The organism is Pseudarthrobacter sp. H2 (assembly GCF_050157045.1).
GTDB lineage: Bacteria > Actinomycetota > Actinomycetes > Actinomycetales > Micrococcaceae > Arthrobacter.
Map to the genome: position 1 here is coordinate 254915 of NZ_CP189594.1, position 16704 is coordinate 271618.

14 protein-coding genes are annotated in these 16704 nt (G+C 68.8%); 10 read left to right on the forward strand and 4 right to left on the reverse strand.

Annotated elements, in window-relative coordinates:
- The first annotated feature begins 13 nt into the window (after positions 1-13).
- From ACQCSZ_RS01235 to ACQCSZ_RS01250, 4 genes are all read left to right on the forward strand, one after another.
- Complete coding sequence (locus ACQCSZ_RS01235) at positions 14-172, forward strand: hypothetical protein (protein ID WP_427006337.1); 159 nt, start codon at positions 14-16, stop codon at positions 170-172.
- A gap of 62 nt (positions 173-234) precedes the next feature.
- Entirely contained in the window at positions 235-2361 is a 2127-nt protein-coding gene (gene pta, locus ACQCSZ_RS01240) for a phosphate acetyltransferase (RefSeq protein ID WP_427006338.1), read from the forward strand.
- 8 nt (positions 2362-2369) lie between these two features.
- The gene (locus ACQCSZ_RS01245) at positions 2370-3572 is read left to right on the forward strand and encodes an acetate kinase (RefSeq protein WP_427006339.1); all 1203 of its coding nucleotides are present in this window, start codon (positions 2370-2372) and stop codon (positions 3570-3572) included.
- Positions 3573-3666: 94 nt separating this feature from the next.
- Positions 3667-4242 (forward strand): GNAT family N-acetyltransferase, encoded by a 576-nt coding sequence (locus tag ACQCSZ_RS01250; protein WP_427006340.1) that lies wholly within the window; start codon positions 3667-3669, stop codon positions 4240-4242.
- A gap of 660 nt (positions 4243-4902) precedes the next feature.
- Here ACQCSZ_RS01250 and ACQCSZ_RS01255 read toward each other — a convergent pair.
- Both ACQCSZ_RS01255 and ACQCSZ_RS01260 read right to left on the reverse strand, forming a co-directional pair.
- On the reverse strand, positions 4903-6102 hold the full coding sequence (locus tag ACQCSZ_RS01255; protein ID WP_427006341.1) for an NAD(P)/FAD-dependent oxidoreductase: 1200 nt from the start codon (positions 6100-6102) through the stop codon (positions 4903-4905).
- 290 nt (positions 6103-6392) lie between these two features.
- Complete coding sequence (locus ACQCSZ_RS01260) at positions 6393-8609, reverse strand: S9 family peptidase (RefSeq protein WP_427006342.1); 2217 nt, start codon at positions 8607-8609, stop codon at positions 6393-6395.
- 288 nt (positions 8610-8897) lie between these two features.
- Between ACQCSZ_RS01260 and ACQCSZ_RS01265 the strand changes: the two genes are divergently transcribed.
- Positions 8898-9281 (forward strand): hypothetical protein, encoded by a 384-nt coding sequence (locus tag ACQCSZ_RS01265; RefSeq protein WP_427006343.1) that lies wholly within the window; start codon positions 8898-8900, stop codon positions 9279-9281.
- A 40-nt stretch (positions 9282-9321) separates the two neighbouring features.
- On the opposite strand, the gene ACQCSZ_RS01270 is transcribed toward ACQCSZ_RS01265, so the two are convergent.
- Entirely contained in the window at positions 9322-10407 is a 1086-nt protein-coding gene (locus ACQCSZ_RS01270) for an LCP family protein (RefSeq protein WP_427006344.1), read from the reverse strand.
- A 248-nt stretch (positions 10408-10655) separates the two neighbouring features.
- A complete protein-coding gene (ppk2, locus tag ACQCSZ_RS01275; RefSeq protein ID WP_427006345.1) occupies positions 10656-11591 on the reverse strand; it encodes a polyphosphate kinase 2 in 936 nt (311 codons plus the stop codon).
- Positions 11592-11719: 128 nt separating this feature from the next.
- Between ppk2 and ACQCSZ_RS01280 the strand changes: the two genes are divergently transcribed.
- From ACQCSZ_RS01280 to ACQCSZ_RS01300, 5 genes are all read left to right on the forward strand, one after another.
- Entirely contained in the window at positions 11720-12907 is a 1188-nt protein-coding gene (locus ACQCSZ_RS01280) for a carboxylate-amine ligase (RefSeq protein ID WP_427006346.1), read from the forward strand.
- Positions 12908-13175: 268 nt separating this feature from the next.
- Positions 13176-13442 carry a hypothetical protein gene (locus ACQCSZ_RS01285; protein ID WP_427006347.1) on the forward strand — a complete coding sequence of 89 codons (267 nt, stop codon included), beginning with the start codon at positions 13176-13178 and terminating at the stop codon, positions 13440-13442.
- Positions 13443-13447: 5 nt separating this feature from the next.
- Positions 13448-14977 carry a CHAD domain-containing protein gene (locus tag ACQCSZ_RS01290; protein WP_427006348.1) on the forward strand — a complete coding sequence of 510 codons (1530 nt, stop codon included), beginning with the start codon at positions 13448-13450 and terminating at the stop codon, positions 14975-14977.
- A 90-nt stretch (positions 14978-15067) separates the two neighbouring features.
- Positions 15068-15487, forward strand: a complete 420-nt coding sequence (locus ACQCSZ_RS01295) for an SRPBCC domain-containing protein (protein ID WP_427006349.1) — start codon at positions 15068-15070, stop codon at positions 15485-15487.
- A gap of 466 nt (positions 15488-15953) precedes the next feature.
- Entirely contained in the window at positions 15954-16688 is a 735-nt protein-coding gene (locus ACQCSZ_RS01300) for a DUF4386 domain-containing protein (protein WP_427006350.1), read from the forward strand.
- Positions 16689-16704: the final 16 nt, after the last annotated feature.

Below are 16704 nucleotides of genomic sequence, written 5' to 3' on the forward strand. Positions count from 1 at the left end.
GCCCGTCTGGACGGTGGAAACACCGAAGAATAGTGGCTTCCCCGGGCCGGCCACGCCGGCCACGGCGCAGGCCGGGGAAGACACCCCGCTGACCAAGGCCCTGGCCACCCGGGCAGCAGGCTCCTCCACGGGTGAACCACCCGGCCGGACAAGTGAAAGCCCGGACAAGTGAAAGCCCGGACAAGTGAAAGTATGGTGGGACGGAGCAGCAACACATCACTACAAAGGGCGGCCATGGCCAAGGGAATCTACGTCAGCGCGACCACGCCGGGCTCCGGCAAGTCGCTCATCGCCCTGGGCCTGGCGGACATGCTCCACCGGCATGCGGACCGGATCGGCTTCTTCAAGCCGGTGGTCACGGGCCCCGACGCCGCCTCCGATCCCATGGTGGCGCTGATGAAGGCCCGGTTCGGGCTCGAGGAGGACCGTTGCCGCGGCGGGCTGACCTTCGCCGAGGTCCGCGGGCTGCTGGCCGAGGGAAAGCGCGAGGAAATCGACGCCCGCTGCGTGGAGATCTTCGCCGAGATCGCCCGGCACTGCGACGTCGTGATCGTGGAGGGGACCGACCTCACCGGCCAGGACGCCGCCGTCGAGTTCGACCTCAACGCCCGGCTGGCGAACAACCTGGCGGTCCCTGTCGTCGCCGTCGTGGGGGCGAAGGGGCGCACCGTGGCGGAGGCCGCCGACGCCGTCGAGGTGGCCCGCAAGGAGCTCCTCGCTGCACGCTGCACGCTCCTGGCCATCATGGTCAACCGTGCGGATCCGGCGGACCTGGAGGGCATCGCGGCCGCGGTCCGGCCCGGCGCGACCGGCCGGCCGGTCTACGTCCTGCCGGAACTGGAGGAGATCGCGCGGCCGACGACGGGCGAGGTGGCCTCCGCCCTGGCCCTGGGCCAGGTGGCCGGGCTGCCCGATCTGGAGCGCGATGTGCGCTCGGTCAGGGTGGCCGCCATGAGCGTCGCCAACTTCCTGGGCGTGCTCGACGACGGCGCGCTGGTGATCGTTCCAGGTGACCGCGCGGACGTGCTGGTCGCCTGCCTCGCCTCGTCCTGGTCGCCGGAGTTCCCGGTGCCCTCCGCGCTGATCCTCACCGGCGGCCTGGCCCCCGACGCCAACATCTATTCGCTGCTCGCACAGGCCCCGTTTCCGGTCTTTGCCGCCACCGAGGACACCTACGCCACGGCCCAGCGGGTCTCCGAGGTGCGCAGCGAGATCTGGTCCGGCCACCGGCGGAAGGTGGCCTCGGCCGTGGGCCTGTGGTCCAGGCGCGTGGACGAGGCGGAACTGCTGGAGCGGCTGCACCTGCCGCGGCCGGAGCGGATGACGCCGCTGCGGTTCCTGCATGAGCTGATCGAGCGGGCCCGCTCGCAGCGCCGGCACATCGTGCTGCCGGAAGGGAAGGACATCCGGATCCTGCGGGCCGCGGAAATCCTGCGCCGCCGCGACGTCTGCGAGCTCACGGTACTGGGCCGCGAGGCCGACGTCCGCGAGGTCGCCTCCACCCAGGGCATCGACCTTTCCGGGATCCGGATCGTGGACCCGGCCACCTCGGAACTCCGCCACGGCTTCGCGCAGAAGTATGCGGAGCTGCGGGCACACAAGGGCGTGGACCTGGCCAGGGCCCTCGAGGTGATGCAGGACGAGAGCTATTTCGGCACCATGATGGTCCAGCTCGGCGTGGTGGACGGGATGGTCTCCGGCGCCGCGCACACCACGGCGCACACCATCCGGCCGGCGCTGGAATTCGTGAAGACCCGGCCGGGCGTCACGATCGTGTCCTCCGTGTTCCTGATGCTGATGCCGGACCGGGTGCTGGTGTACGGCGACTGCGCCGTGAACCCGGAGCCGAACGCCGAGCAGCTCGCGGACATCGCCCTCGCCTCGGCCGAAACGGCGGTCCAGTTCGGGGTGGAGCCGCGCGTCGCGATGCTCTCCTACTCCACCGGCGGCTCCGGCTCCGGCGAGGCCGTGGACAAGGTCCGGCAGGCCACCGGGCTGGTCAAGGCACGCCGGCCGGACCTCCCGGTGGAAGGCCCCATCCAGTACGACGCCGCCGTGGACGCCGCCATCGCCGCGTCCAAGATGCCGGGCTCGTCCGTGGCCGGGCAGGCGACCGTCTTCATCTTCCCCGACCTGAACACCGGCAACAACACCTACAAGGCGGTGCAGCAGTCCTCCGGTGCAGTCGCCGTCGGGCCCGTCCTGCAGGGGCTGCGCAAGCCCGTGAACGATCTGTCCCGGGGCTGCACCGTGGAGGACATCGTGAACACGGTGGCGATCACCGCCATCCAGGCGCAGACCGCGGAAACGCCGGAAACGCCGGACCCGGCGAAAATACAGTCCGTGGAAGCCAAGGCTTAGGAGGCCCCATGCTCGTGCTCGTCATCAACTCCGGCTCATCCTCGCTCAAGTACCAGGTGCGCGACGTCGAGGCCGGCAGCGTGCTCGCCGAAGGCCTGGTCGAGAAGATCGGGATGGGAAACGGCGGCGAAGGCGACGGCGAAATCGAGGGCCCCCGGGACCATGCCGAGGCCCTCGGGCAGGTGGGGGCAGCGATCCTTGAGGCGCTGGGGGACCGCGTGCTCGACGCCGTCGGCCACCGGGTGGTGCACGGCGGGGAACGCTTCGCCGAGCCGGTCCTGGTCGACAACGAGATCACCCGGGCGATCGAACGGCTCAACCCGCTGGCCCCGCTGCACAACCCCGCCAACGTGCTGGGCATCCGCGCGATCACCAGGAAGTGGCCGGAGCTGCCGCAGGTGGCCGTGTTCGACACCGCCTTCCACCGCACCCTGCCCGAGCACGCCTGGCGCTACGCGGTGCCGGACTCGCTCTACACGAACCACGGCATCCGCCGCTACGGCTTCCACGGCACTTCACACGCGTACGTGGCGCAGCGTGCCGCGGCGCTGCTGGGCCTTCCGCCGGAAGAGTTCGACGGCGTGATCGCCCACCTGGGGAACGGCGCCTCCGTCACGGCGATCCAGGGCGGCAGGTCCGTGGACACCTCCATGGGCTTCACCCCGCTGGAGGGCCTCGTGATGGGCACCCGCTCCGGCGACCTCGACCCGTCCATCCTGGTGTTCCTCGGCCGGGCCGGCTGGTCCCCGGAGGACCTTGACGCCATGCTGAACCGCCAGTCCGGGCTCAAGGGCCTCGCCGGGAACAACGACATGCGCTCGGTGGTGGAGGCCGCGGAAGCCGGCGACGCGAAGGCGGCGATGGCGCTCGCGGTCGCCTCCTACCGGCTCGCGAAGTACATCGGCGGCTACCACGTCGCGGTCGGCGGGGCCAAGGCGATCGTCTTCACGGCCGGGATCGGGGAGAACTCGCACCAGTTCCGGGCGCTCGTGGCGGACAGGCTGGGCGCGCTCGGCGTGGAGCTCGACGCCGGGGCCAACCGGGTCCGTTCCGCGGAGCCGCGCGTGGTTTCCACCGCCGGCTCGGCCATCCCGGTGCTGGTGGTGCCCACCGACGAGGAGCGTGCGATCGCGGAGGCCACCGCCGACGTCGTCAGCCGTTCATCCTCAATCGTTCATCGGCTGCTCCGTAACGGCCCTCTTGACGGCTGAAAACGGCCGTTTGGGCCCACGCCGGCAGGGTTCCCTGGCCGAGCTTGCGAGGCGAGGGGGCCGGTGGGGAGCAGCCGATGGGTAGTGTGGGGCCATGAGGGAACTTCAGCTGCCCCTGCCCCTGCGCACGGCGCGGCTGGTGCTGCGCCGTTTCGAGGCCGGGGACCTGGACGCCTACCACGCGTACCATTCGCTGCCGGAGACCGCCCGGTTCCTGCCCGGCGACGCCAAGAGCTACACGCAGTCCATGGAGCTGGTAGGCCGCTACGCCAACTTCGCGTTCGGCAGGGAAGGCGACTGGGTCTGCCTGGCCATCGAAGCCGCGGACGCGCCCGGGCTGCTCGGCGAGGTGGTCCTCAAGTGGCTCCCCGGCCGCGGGCAGGCCGAGATCGGCTGGAGCCTGGCCCCGGCAGCCCGAGGAAGAGGCATCGGCACGGAAGCGGCAGGGGCACTGCTGCGGCTCGGCTTCGAGGAGCTGGGCTTCCACCGGATCGAGGCCAGGCTCGATGCCCTGAACACCGCCTCGGCCGCGCTCTGCGAACGCCTCGGCATGCGGCTGGAGTCAACGCAGGTGGACAAGTGGCACTACAAGGGCCGGTGGGCCACGGAAGTGGTCTATGCCGTCCTCGCCCAGGAATGGGCCCGGGAATGGAAGGCCACGGCGATTTGACGGCAATGGCCGTTACCGGCCCGCGCGAACGTGCACTTCAGGCCCGCGAAACGGCGATTTCCGGGCCTGAAATGCTCGTTCGCGCGGAGAGGGCGGCGATATCCGGCAATCGGGTGCCCGCCTGGCTACGGCGCGGAGCTGGGTCGGGCCGGCCCACACCCCGCGCCGCCTCGAACTCCGCCCCACACCCCGCGCCGCCTCGAACTCCGCCCCACACCCGCATCGAACCCCGCCCCACACCCGCATCGAGTGCTCCGCAATGGCCCTTATGGGGACTCAATAGGGCCGTTACGGAGCACTCGATGGGGTTTCGAGGCTATTCCACACCGGCGGCGTGCTCTCACTCCGGCCATATGACGGAAATGGCCGCAATCGGGTCCTTCTTGGCGGCCATATCCGGCAATCCGGTGTCGGTGGCGAGACCAGGCCCTAATCCGCGGCGGTTTCGACGGGCTCAATCTCCGACCATGGGCTCAGTCACCGGCGATCTGACGAAGATGGCCGCAATGACGACTTCATTGCGGCCATATTCGTCAATCGGATGCCCGCGGGAAGGGCAAACGGGGCCCGGCGGGGCGCGGCGAGACCAGCCCCGGGTACTGAGGCCGGCAATCGGGCGCCGGGCGGAGCCGCCGGGCTCCCATGCGCCGGCGGGAAACCCTAAGCCCGGCCCTTGAGGATCAGGTTCCAGTAGACCTGGGGGAAGAGGTCGCGGTCCACCACCCAGGATGCCCGGCTCTCTTTCCAGGTGGGCACCTTCGGGATGGTGGGCATGGGCCGGTACTGGTCGTCGAACTCGGCGAACACGACCGTGGAGCGGGACACCGTGAACGGGCACACGGAGTACCCGTTGTACTTCTCCGTCACCGGTTTCCCGTCCTGGGCCGCAACCAGGTTTTTGGCCAGCACCGGGGTCTGTTTGCGCAGGGCGCCCCCGGACTTGGAGTTGGTGGTACCCGCGGCATCCCCGAGGGACCAGATGTTCGGAAAACGCACGTGCCGGAGGGTTTGCGGGTCCACCTCCACGAACCCTCCGGCGTCGCCCGGTGCCGGCAGGTCAGTGGCCTTGAGCCAGTCCGGGGCCGACTGCGGCGGGACTGCATTGAGCACGTCGTACCGCAGCTCGTCGGTGGTGCCGGTGGTGTTGTCCCGGATCAGCGCTGTTTGTCCCGCGGCGTCCACCGAGATGAGTTCGCTGTTGCAGCGCAGTTCGATGCCGTACTCGGCGATCTTGCGGTTCAGCTCTTCATCGATGCCCGGGACCCCGTACACCGTGGGGTAGGGCTGCACCATGACCACCCGGATGTCGTCCAGAACCCCCTGCTCCCGCCAGTAATCGCAGGCAAGGTACATGGGTTTCTGGGCGGCGCCCCCGCATTTGATGGGGCCGGAGGGCATGGTGAAGACCACTGTGCCGGCCTTCAGCCCGCTGAGCAGCGTCCAGGCCTTGGGCGCCAGGCTGAATTCATAGTGGGACGCACCGAAGGGGGAATGCACGGCCTCGGCCAGACCGGGAATGAGGTCCCAGTCCAGCTGCAGGCCGGGGCAGACCACCAGATGGCCGAACCCCACCCGTGCGCCGGAGGCCAGCGACACCGTATTGCCCGCCGGGTCGATGCCCACTGCGCTGTCCCAGATCCATTCCACGCCGCGGGGGAGGACCGAGGCCTGCGTCCGGACGGCCTCGGACGCCTTCGCCCGCCCTCCGGCGATGTGGGAGAACAAGGGCTGATAGAGGTGGTGGTCCTTGGGCTCCACCACGGCCACGTCCCTGACACCGTAGCGCTGGAGGCGCGCCGCCAGGGAAATCCCGGCGCTGCCGCCACCGATGATGAGGACCTCGTGGTGCTGCCCGGCCATGGCGTTACTTCATCTCAGCCAGGAGGGCGGGACCCGGGGGCGTGTTCCATTCCGCAGGTGTTCCCTTGCTCAGCGACATGTGTGCTCCTTGGCTCGGGCGGCCCCGCGGTGGTTTGGCGACCAGCAGGCCGGGCCTCAATGGTAAGCGTGTTGAGCGTTTTGGGCCACCACCTGCGCCCCGCGCTGCGCCCCGCGCCGCACCCCGCCCCACACCCGCATCGAGTGCTCCGTAGCGGCCCGTATGGGGACTCAAAAGGGCCGCTGCGGAGCAATCGATGCGGGGTTCGAGGCTACTTCAGGCCGGCGCCGGGAAGCAGTTCGGTGGCGCCCAGGGAATCGGCGACGAACGCGTAGTCCCAGGCCCGCTCCTTCCACTGCACGTACCGGCCCGAGGCGCCGCCATGGCCGCCGTCCATCTCGATCTTCATCACGATCGGCTCGCTGCCGGTGGTCAGTTCGCGCAGTCGCTGCACCCATTTGGCCGGCTCCACGTACAGCACCCGCGTGTCATTGAACGAGGTGACGGCGGCGATCTTCGGGTAGGCAACGGCCCGGACGTTCTCATACGGCGTGTACGACTTCATGTACGCGTACACCTCGGGGTCCGTGATCGGGTTGCCCCATTCCTCCCACTCCAGCGCGGAGAGCGGCAGCTCGGGGTCCAGGATGGTGGTCAGGGCGTCCACGAACGGCACCGCGGCCACGATCGCCGCGTACTTTTCCGGCGCGAGGTTGGCGACGGCGCCCACCAGCAGGCCGCCCGCGGAACCGCCCATCGCGGCGATCCGCGACGGCGAAACCCATCCCGAGTCAGCCAGCCAGTCGGTGGCCGCGATGAAGTCCGTGAACGTGTTCTTCTTGTGCAGCTTCTTGCCGTTGTCGTACCAATGCCGGCCTAGTTCCCCGCCGCCGCGGATGTGGGCGATCACGAAAACGACGCCGCGGTCCAGCAGCGAGAGCCGGGGGATGCCGAAGCCCGGATCCATGCTCAGCTCGTACGATCCGTAGCCGTAGACGAGGCCGGCCGCCGTGGCGTCGCGCGCCACGGAGGCGTGCCGCAGTACGGAGAGCGGGATCCGGGTCCCGTCCGCCGCCGTCGCCCATTCCCGCGTGGCCACATAGTCCGACGGCGAGTAGCCGCCCAGCACGGGGCTTTCCTTGCGCAACAGCAGTTCGCCGCTGGGCATGTCCCCCGCGGGCAGCACGAAGTCGTACACCCGGGACGGCGTGAAGTAGGAGGTGTAGCCGATCCGGATCACGGGGGCCTCGTAATCGGAACCCCCGACGCCGGCCGTGTACAACTCCTCGTCGAAGGCCGGCTCCACGGGGGCGCCCTGTTCCGGTGTGCCCAGCCCGGCCAGCGCCAGGACCTGCACCCGTTCGATCGTGTCCTTGCGGACCGAGACCACCAGGTGCGTGGAGGTGACGCCGGCGCCGTTGACACGGACGTCGTCGGAATGCGCGACGACGGTGCTCCAGTGCTGCTCGGCGACCGGTTTGGCGAGTTCGGCCGGATCCACGAGCGAGACCATGGAGTTGATGGCGTCCTTGTTGTGGGTCAGCAGGATCCGCTCGGCCGTTTCTCCGGAGGCGCCGGCCAGGAGGAACGGCTCGGCGTCGTACAGGATGCGTTCCTCGCGGGAAATCACGGTGGCCAGCCCGGCGTCGGGCGCGTCGAAGCGCAGCAGCCGGGTCTCGGAAAATTCGGAGCAGCCGATGCTCAGCACGAGGTGGCGCCGGTCGGCGGAGAGCTCGAAGCCCAGCCACAGGGCGACGTCGTCCTCCTGGTAAATCACCTCATCCTCGGTGACGGGCGTGCCCAGCACATGCGACTTCACCTGGTGGGGGCGCCAGGCATCGTCCACCACGGTGTAGAAGATCCGGGTGCCGTCGGGGGAGAAGGAGACGCCGTAGAAGACGTTCTCGATCACGTCGGGAAGCATTCCGCCGGTCCGCAGATCCTTGATCCGCAGGGTGAAGCGCTCGTCGCCGGCGTTGTCCACGGCGTAGGCGTAGAGGGTCCCGTCGAGGGTCACCGCGGAGCCGCCGACGGCGAAGAACGGCTTGCCCTCGGCCTCGACGTTGCCGTCCAGCAGGACGTCCTCGCCGGGGATTCCGACGCCGACCTCGACGGCGGGGGGAGTCCAGTCCGCGACGCGGTCGCCGGTGTCCCGGGCCTGGACGCGGCAGTGGATGCCGTATTCCTTGCCCTCCACCGAGCGCGTGTAGTACCACCAGCCGTCCTTGCGGCTGGGCACGGAGAGGTCCGTCTCCTGGGTGCGGCCCTTGATTTCCTGGAAGATCGCCTCGCGCAGGGGTTCCTGGTGGGCGGTCACCGCTTCCTGGTAGGTGTTTTCGGCCTTCAGCAGCTCCACTACGTCCGCGGATTCCTTGTCGCGGAGCCACTCGTAGTTGTCCTCAAAGGAGTCGCCGTGGTGGGTGCGTACGGTGGGAACCTTCCGGGCGACGGGAGGCTGCGGGGAAGGCTGCGTAGGAGTCTGGGTCATGGACCCAATATATAAAGCTATTCCGCGGCGCGCGGCCCGCGTTCGCTACCGGCCTCTACAGCAGTCTGGCGGGTCCTTCAACAGTCAGTGCCGTTCATAACGCATGGTTTTCCGATATGACGCCAACTGTTGCGTGCGTCACATCCCCTCCCTAGGCTGGGGTGCGGTCGCAGCGTCGCGGCCGGTTACGAAATGCACGAACAGGGGAAGCATTTGAACGACAAGCTGAGAGTTCTTGTCCGGCTCGACCTAGATTGCGGACAGGCAGAGGTGTCAGCCCAGGGGCACGTGACGGCGAGAAGCCTCCAGGCCCTGTATGTAGTCGTGAAGCGGGCCAACCACCTGCGGGAAGGCCTGCGCCTGGTGGTGGATGTAAGCCACGCCCGCGTGGAACCGGCCGCCATGGAGCAGCTGCAGGCCTGCTCGGATTCCCACCACCTGCCCGCCGCCATTGATCCGATGCAGTCGGAGTGCCGGCTCAGCATCGTGGCTCCCGCCGACGCTTTCGACGCCGACGCTTTCGACGCCGACGCTTTCGACGCCGGAGCCGGGGCCGACGCCGGGGCCCCGGTTGGTGCCGGAACTCCGGGCCGAATTCGGGCTGGGTCCCGGTCGGCAGCGCGCGCCCGGGCGGCAGTTCGCGCACGGGAGGCCCTGGGGCTGGCAGCCTAGGACGGCGGCAGCCAGCCGCCTGGGGACCCGGCCGTTGGCCTCAGTTGCCGCCCTGCAGCCGGTTGGCCGCCACGTACTCGCCGAGCCGGTTTTCGCGCAGCGCGCCGGCCACGGCCGCGATCGCTGCCGCGTCCGGCAGCACGATCGATTGACCGTCCCGGCTCGTGCCCGTCCCGGCCGTGGGGAGCGTGAAGAACACGGCGTTTTCCGGACCCATGCTGCGCAGGCTGAGGCCCAGGCTTTCGAGGTTCTGCGCGGTGAAGCCGGGATCGAGCCACACATACGGCAGCACCGTGCTGACCAGTTGGCGTACAGAGTCCCGGCTGGTCAGGGCGCCGTCCTTGACCGCCTTGGCCAGCACGGAGCGCAGGAAGCTCTGCTGGTTGCGCACTCGCTGGAAATCACCGTCGCGGAAGGCCTTCCGTTCGCGGACGAATTCCAGCGCGGCGGCGCCGTTGAGCTGGTTCACGCCAGCCGGAAAGTCGTGCTTCGAGTCATGCGTGGAGGTGAACGGGCGCTTGACGTCCACCTCGATCCCGCCGAGCGCGTCGGTGAGTCCCTTGAAGCCCGCGAAGTCCATCATGACGGTGTGGTCGATGTGGGCACCGAGCAGGGCTTCCACGGTCCGCACCACCAGCGGCATCCCGCCGAAGCTGAGGGCGTCATTGATCTTCGACGCCCCGCGGCCGGGGATGTCCACCCAGAGGTCCCGCATGATCGAAATGCCGTAGGCCTTCTGCCGGTCCGCGGGGAGGTGGAGCAGCACCAGGGCGTCCGACCGCTGGTCGGCGAAGCCGCCGGCCGCCGCCTTGGCCTCCTCCTCGCGGAAATTGCCCCGGCTGTCGCTGCCCACCAGCAGGATGTTAAGCGCGACGGCGGGAGGTTCCGGCGATCCGGTGGGCGTGGGTGTGGGGGTTGCCGCCGGAGCGGCGGTTTCAGCCGGCGGGGCGGTTCCGGCCGGAGCGGCGGTTTCGGTTTTCGGCCGCCCGAGGACGTACGCGGCGACGACGACGGCGAGCACCAGCAGGACCGCCGCGATCGCAGCCACCAGGGTCCGCCGTCGTCGTCCGTTCCCGGGCGCCGGCGCCGGCTGTCCAGACGCGGACGGGTCCGCAGGGTCTCCCATGAGCGGACGCTATCACCGCGGGAGTGCGCAGCACAGAGGCGCAGGGCCCTATGCGGGGACGCGCCGCCGGCACCGCGGTACGCAGGTCACGCCCTGGTGGGCTTCAGCCCGTCCAGGGCTCCGAGGAGGAGACATGGAAGATCGTTGCTTCCGGCTCCGACGCCATAGAATCCTCGAAGACTTTGAGCGCTCTCGCGACCTCGGGAAGCGACTCCTGCCGTTGGACCGCAGCCCGGTCTTCAAGCACCTCAGTCGCCGGCGGCGTCGCGGCCGCGACGGACGATCAGCGGGTCCGGCTCGTAGACCACCGAGGTGTCCTTGTCCCCATAATCGAACTGGTTGAGGAAGAAGCGCATGGCGTTGATCCGCCCCCGCTTCTTGTCATTGGACTTGATGGTGATCCAGGGCGCGTGGTCCGTGTCGGTGCGCAGGAACGTCGCTTCCTTGGCTTCCGTGTAGTCCGCCCACCGGTCCAGGGAGGCCAGGTCCATGGGCGAGAGCTTCCAGCGCCGCACCGGATCGATCTGCCGGATCGCGAAGCGGGTACGCTGCTCGTGGCGGGTCACCGAGAACCAGAACTTGGTCAGGTGGATCCCGGAGTCCACCAGCATCTTCTCGAACTCCGGTGCCTGCCCCATGAAGATCCGGTATTCCTCGTCCGTGCAGAAGCCCATGACGCGCTCCACGTTGGCCCGGTTGTACCAGGAGCGGTCGAACATCACGATCTCCCCGGCCGTGGGCAAATGCTGGATGTAGCGCTGGAAGTACCACTGGCCATGTTCACGGTCGGACGGCGTGCCCAACGCCACGGCCCGGGCCGAGCGGGGGTTCAGGTGCTCGGTGAAGCGTTTGATCGTCCCGCCTTTGCCGGCCGCGTCGCGGCCCTCGAAGACGATGACCTGCCTGAGGCCGTGGTCCTGGCCCCAGTACTGGAACTTCAGCAGCTCGACCTGCAGCCGGTACTTCTCCAGCTCGTAGTCCTCGCGGGACATCCGTTCGTCGTACGGGTAGCCCTCCCGCCACGTCTCCACCGCCGAGCCCCCGGGATTGACGAGCTCCGGGTCTTCACCCTGACCTCCGCGCACCGTGTATCCCAGCTCGACCAGATGGTCAATGGACTCCCGCAGATTCTCCCGGACCCACCACTGGTCCTTAGGCGACCACGGCCTCCCCGTCTGGGTCATCCCGGGCCTCCTTCCGGCCTCGCCGAATCCTCGCCGAACCATCGACCGCAGTCTAACAGCGACGGCTGGGCGGGTGTCGGTGTCGCCTGTGGTCCGTCGCCGGTGCTTTCGTGGCCCACACTTATCATGTGCGTACTTTTGGTGTCGAGGAAGAATTTCTGATCGTGGATCCCTACAACGGCAGCGCCCTGCCCTTGGCGGCAGAGCTGCTGCGCCTCCATGACCCCGGCCGGCCGGTAGTGAACCGCCCTTCTCCGCTCCCGGTTCTGGCAGTCGAGCTGCAGCAGGAACAGCTTGAAGTCATCACCCGCCCGCACAGCACTCTGAGCGGCCTCGCCGCCGAGATAAGGGCTGGCCGCACCTATGCCGACGCGCTGGCCCGGAAGGCGGGTGGACGGATCGCTGCCCTCGCCACGTCCCCGGTGCCGGTCGCACCACGTCACACCCGCAACGACCGTTACGACGCGCTGATCGAAAAGTTTGCCATGACTGCCCGGGAGCAGCTGACCTGCGGATTCCACGTTCACGTTTCAGTCGGCTCGGATGAGGAAGGAGTCGCGGTCCTGGACCGGATCAGGGCCTGGCTGCCGCCGCTTATTGCCTTGAGCTCGAATTCACCGTTCTGGAACGGCACGGAGAGCGGCTACGCCAGTTTCCGCACCCAGGCCTGGAACCGGTGGTCCTCTGCCGGGCCGGCGGAGGTCTTCGGATCGGCACGGGCATATCACTCATTGGTGGCGGACCTCTCGGCCACCGGGGTCGTCTCCAGCCCGGATTTTGACGCGCGCTTGTCCGCCCGGCACCCTACCGTCGAGGTCCGGGTATCCGATGTTTGCCTGGATGCCCGGGACGCCGCCCTGATCGCCGCGTTGGTGCGGGCTCTGGTGGAGACCGCGGCACGGGAGTGGGAAGCCGGACAGCCGCCGGACATGGTTCCCGCAACCGTCCTGCGCCAGGGTGCCTGGCGGGCCAGCCGGTTCGGCATGCACGGGGAGCTGCTCCACCCGGTAACGCACAGGCCGGACACCGCACGAAATGTCCTCACCGCACTCCACGACCACGTCGGCGACGCCCTGGCGGAGTCCGGGGACGGAGCCTACGCCGCGGAGTCCCTGCAACGGATCCTCAGCCACGGCACGGGGGCCACCCGGCAGCGGGAGGCCTTCGAACGAAGCGGCAGACTTGCCGACGTCGTCGCCCACGCCACCGCCCTGACCCATCAGGAACCCGCCGACGACGACCTCGGGGACCGGCTCCTTACCTGGGACGCAGAAACCGCCATCCCAAGCGGCGATTTAGCCGCCATCGCCGGCTGACGCCCGCGCCTGTCGCCACCTGCAGCCATGAGCGAACGGACATTTGGGGCCCCGAAATCAGCGAATTCGGGGCCCCAAGTGTACGTTCGCGCTCCGAGGCGGCCTGTTCTCGCAGCCCTCTACCTCCCGTCCTGCACGAAAACAAGGCCTGTTGCATGCCGGGGGCCTGCCCCTAGAATCGGGGAGGACGCAACCGGCCCAGGCACCCCCGGACTCGCCCGCGGGGGAAACCACACCACGTTCAGCGGTGCCGGCAAGGAAGCGGAGAATGACTGACATTCAAGGGCTCATCGATTCGCTGCTCCCGGAGGACCTGGTCGTGCTCCGGCAGCGCGGCCCGGACCAGTCCCTGGACCGGGGCATCCTGGACGCTATTGACCGTGCAGCGGGCGGACCCGGTGAAGGCCGCGGCTACTACGTAGTCCGCGGCAGCCTGATACCCCAGGAACGCCGCCAGTACTACCTCCGCGAGGACGTCGCCGCCGCAATCTTCGCCTCCTCGACGCTTGAAGGCGCAACCGGGGCGGATACCTGACAGCCATGGCATCCCCCGGGCAGGTTGAAAACGAGCAAAAATACGACGCCGACACCTCCACCCCGCTGCCGGCGCTGTCGGACATCCCGGGCGTCGAACGGGTCGCGGAACCGGTGTCGGATCATCTTGAGGCCGTCTACTTCGACACCCCCACCCTGGCCCTCGCCGCACGCCGGATCACCCTCCGGCGTCGCACCGGCGGAGCCGACCACGGATGGCACCTCAAACTCCCCGCCGGAGAGGATCGGCGCCAGGAAATCCAAGCGCCGCTGGGCCGGCCAGACACCGTGCCGGAGGAGCTGAAAGACCACCTGCACGTGTACACCCGCGGCGAAGACCTCATGCCCGTCGCACGTCTGACCACGCAGCGCACCACATACCGGCTGTACGCACCGGGAGGCGAGCACCTGGCCGACTTCGCCGACGACCAGGTCGACGCCGAAACCTTGCACCCGGCACAGGCGGAGCAGCACTGGCGTGAATGGGAGATCGAACTCGTCCACGGCGCGGAACGCTTCTTCGCGGCCGCCCAAGAGACCCTCACCCGCACCGGGGCCCGCCGCTCCGGCCATGCCTCCAAGCTGGCACGGGCGATCGGTGGCGGCTGGCCGCCCGAACGCGGCACCGGCACGGGACCGCCGCGGAAGCCGCGGAAGAAGGGACCGGCAGCCGACGTCGTGACCGCCTACCTGGATGAGCGGATCACGGAACTGTTCACGCATGACCCGGGAGTGCGGCAGGAGACCCCGGACGCCGTTCACCAGATGCGATCCGCGACCCGCCGGATGCGCTCCGCCCTGGCAACCTACCGCAAGCTTTTCGACGCGTCCCGGGTCAAAAAACTTGGCGACGAACTGAAATGGCTGGCACGGATCCTGGGCGGCGCACGTGACGCCGAAGTCATGCGCGAACGCCTCCGCCAACATCTCGGCGAGCTGCCGAAGGAGGGCAGCTCCGGGTCGCTCCCCGGGCCGCTCGACCACGAGCTCGGCGCCGCCTACGACGCCGGCTACCAAAAGGTCATCACGGCGCTCGGGACGGGCCGGTACTACCGGCTTCTGGACAGCCTCGAAGACTTCCGCGACCACCCGCCCGCCACGCACCTGGCGTCCCGGCCCGCCCGCAAGGTGACAGCCGGACTGGTTGACAAATCAGCCAGACGCCTGGCCCGCGCCCGCAAAGCCGCGGCGCGGGCCCCGGCCGGGGCTTTGCGGGACGCCGCCCTGCACCAGGTCCGCAAAGACGCCAAACGGCTCAGGCATGCCGGCGAATCCGTCGCCGGCATCCACGGAAAACGCGCCCGCAGACTGGCAAAATCCGCCCGGCGGCTGCAGGAAATCCTCGGCGACCATCAGGACAGCGTCATGGCCCGGTCCCTCCTGGCCCGCCTCGCCGCCGGGCCGGACCTGCCCCCCGACACCGCCCGCAGCTACGCCGGGCTGCTGGAGATCGAAGAGCGCATCGCCCGCGACACCGAAGCCCGCTACCGCAAAGCCGTCAAGAAAAAAGCGCTGGACATCCGGCTGCGCCACTGACCTGCCACTTCACGGACCGTATGTGTGATGTTCACCCGCGCCGCCCGAAGTTCAACCAAGGTCGTCAACTGCGCTCGGTACTCTTCGGCTATGAAATCCTTTGAGGCAGAGGCAATGATCTACGCCCGGTCGTCCACCGTGTGGGACATCATCACCGATGCCGGCAACTTCACCGTCTGGGCCTCCGGCATCACCCGCATCGACGGACAGGTGCGCAACGGCGGCACCATCAGAATCCGGACCCGGACCGGCGGAAACCGGACCTTCCGCCTGCGTGTCCGGCAGATCCCCGGCGAGGTGATGACCTGGACCGGCGGCCTGCCCCTGAGCTTGTTCACGGGCGTGCGGACGTTCACCCTTTCACCGCAGGGAGGAAAGACCCACCTGCGGGTGCGGGAGGACTTCAGCGGCCCCCTGATCGGACTGATCGGGAGGGCTGTGCCGGACATGGGACAGGACTGCACCGGCTACGTCAACGCCGTCAAGGAACGCGCCGAACTCATCGGCTGACATTGACCGCTGCCGCCGCATGGCCCGCGCCCTCAGGCTGGCGACCAGGCCGGCGGCGCCGTCCGGGGCTACTTTGAGGCCCGTAACCGGCGATTTCGCGCCGGAATGCGGCGAGTCCGTGTCAAAGTGCCCCCGGCGGACGGCGAAATTGACACTCCAATGTGGCGGGTCCTCGACGCCCCGGCCACCAGCCGCCCGTGGAGGCGCGTGGCGAAGTAGTGGCCCTCGAGGCCGGTCGGCATCGGGGTGGGATCGGAGGAATAGCGGGTGGGCCGTACCTCAGGCCTCTCTTTGTGAGGGGGATGCGCGTACGCTCGAAAGAATCCGGGGCAGGGCCACGGGAATTACTCAGCACAGCCACACCAGCGGCCCGTTCGGGCGGTGGAGCGTCACGGGACCGGTGACTTCCAAACCGTGATCCATCTGCGTCGGCTCCGGTCGTCGACTCGTCACCGGAGGACTCGACGTGAACTTCACCAGGAAGACCGCGCTCATTACCGGCGTGCTGTTCATCATCACCATCGTTTTCTCGATCCCCGGGGCCCTTCTCTACGGCCCTCTGCTGAACGACCCCAACTACATCCTCGGGCCCGGCGCCGACACGCAGGTGGCCTTGGGCGCGTTCCTGGAGATCGTCGTGGCCGCCGCCAACATCGGCACCGCCGTCGTGCTGTTTCCCATCCTCAGGCGGCAAAGCGAAGGCATCGCCCTGGGCTATGTCGCTTCCCGCATCGTCGAGTCCACCATCATCGCCGTCGGAATCCTCAGCGTCCTTTCGGTGGTCACCTTGCGGCAGGACTTCGCCGCAGGTCCGGGCGCAGATGCCGCACCGCTCCTCGCCGCGGGCCACGCGCTGGTCGCGTTGCACGGCTCGACTTTCCTGCTGGGGCCCGGGCTGCTTGCCGGTTTCGGGAACGGGCTGCTGCTGGGATACCTGATGTACCGGTCCGGCCTCGTGCCGCGGCCCATGGCGTTGCTGGGGCTCATCGGCGGCCCCCTCGTCTTTGCTTCCGGGATCGCGGTGCTGTTCGGACTCTATGACCAGGTCTCGGTGTGGTCGGGAATCTTCACGGTCCCGGAGTTCCTCTGGGAGGCGTCGCTGGGCATCTACCTCATCGTCAAGGGCTTCCGGGCCTCTCCCCTCACCGCCGGAATGCCCGACGGCGTGGCGCCGTCCGGCCGGCGCGGCGCCGCCGGCTGACTGCCGCAGTGTGCCG

Coding starts and splice junctions, on each gene's coding strand:
- pta (WP_427006338.1), top strand. CDS start 235: ATGGCCAAGGGAATCTACGTCAGCGCGACCACGCCGGGCTCCGGCAAG.
- ACQCSZ_RS01245 (WP_427006339.1), top strand. CDS start 2,370: ATGCTCGTGCTCGTCATCAACTCCGGCTCATCCTCGCTCAAGTACCAG.
- ACQCSZ_RS01250 (WP_427006340.1), top strand. CDS start 3,667: ATGAGGGAACTTCAGCTGCCCCTGCCCCTGCGCACGGCGCGGCTGGTG.
- ACQCSZ_RS01255 (WP_427006341.1), bottom strand. CDS start 6,102: ATGGCCGGGCAGCACCACGAGGTCCTCATCATCGGTGGCGGCAGCGCC.
- ACQCSZ_RS01260 (WP_427006342.1), bottom strand. CDS start 8,609: ATGACCCAGACTCCTACGCAGCCTTCCCCGCAGCCTCCCGTCGCCCGG.
- ACQCSZ_RS01270 (WP_427006344.1), bottom strand. CDS start 10,407: ATGGGAGACCCTGCGGACCCGTCCGCGTCTGGACAGCCGGCGCCGGCG.
- ppk2 (WP_427006345.1), bottom strand. CDS start 11,591: ATGACCCAGACGGGGAGGCCGTGGTCGCCTAAGGACCAGTGGTGGGTC.
- ACQCSZ_RS01285 (WP_427006347.1), top strand. CDS start 13,176: ATGACTGACATTCAAGGGCTCATCGATTCGCTGCTCCCGGAGGACCTG.
- ACQCSZ_RS01290 (WP_427006348.1), top strand. CDS start 13,448: ATGGCATCCCCCGGGCAGGTTGAAAACGAGCAAAAATACGACGCCGAC.
- ACQCSZ_RS01295 (WP_427006349.1), top strand. CDS start 15,068: ATGAAATCCTTTGAGGCAGAGGCAATGATCTACGCCCGGTCGTCCACC.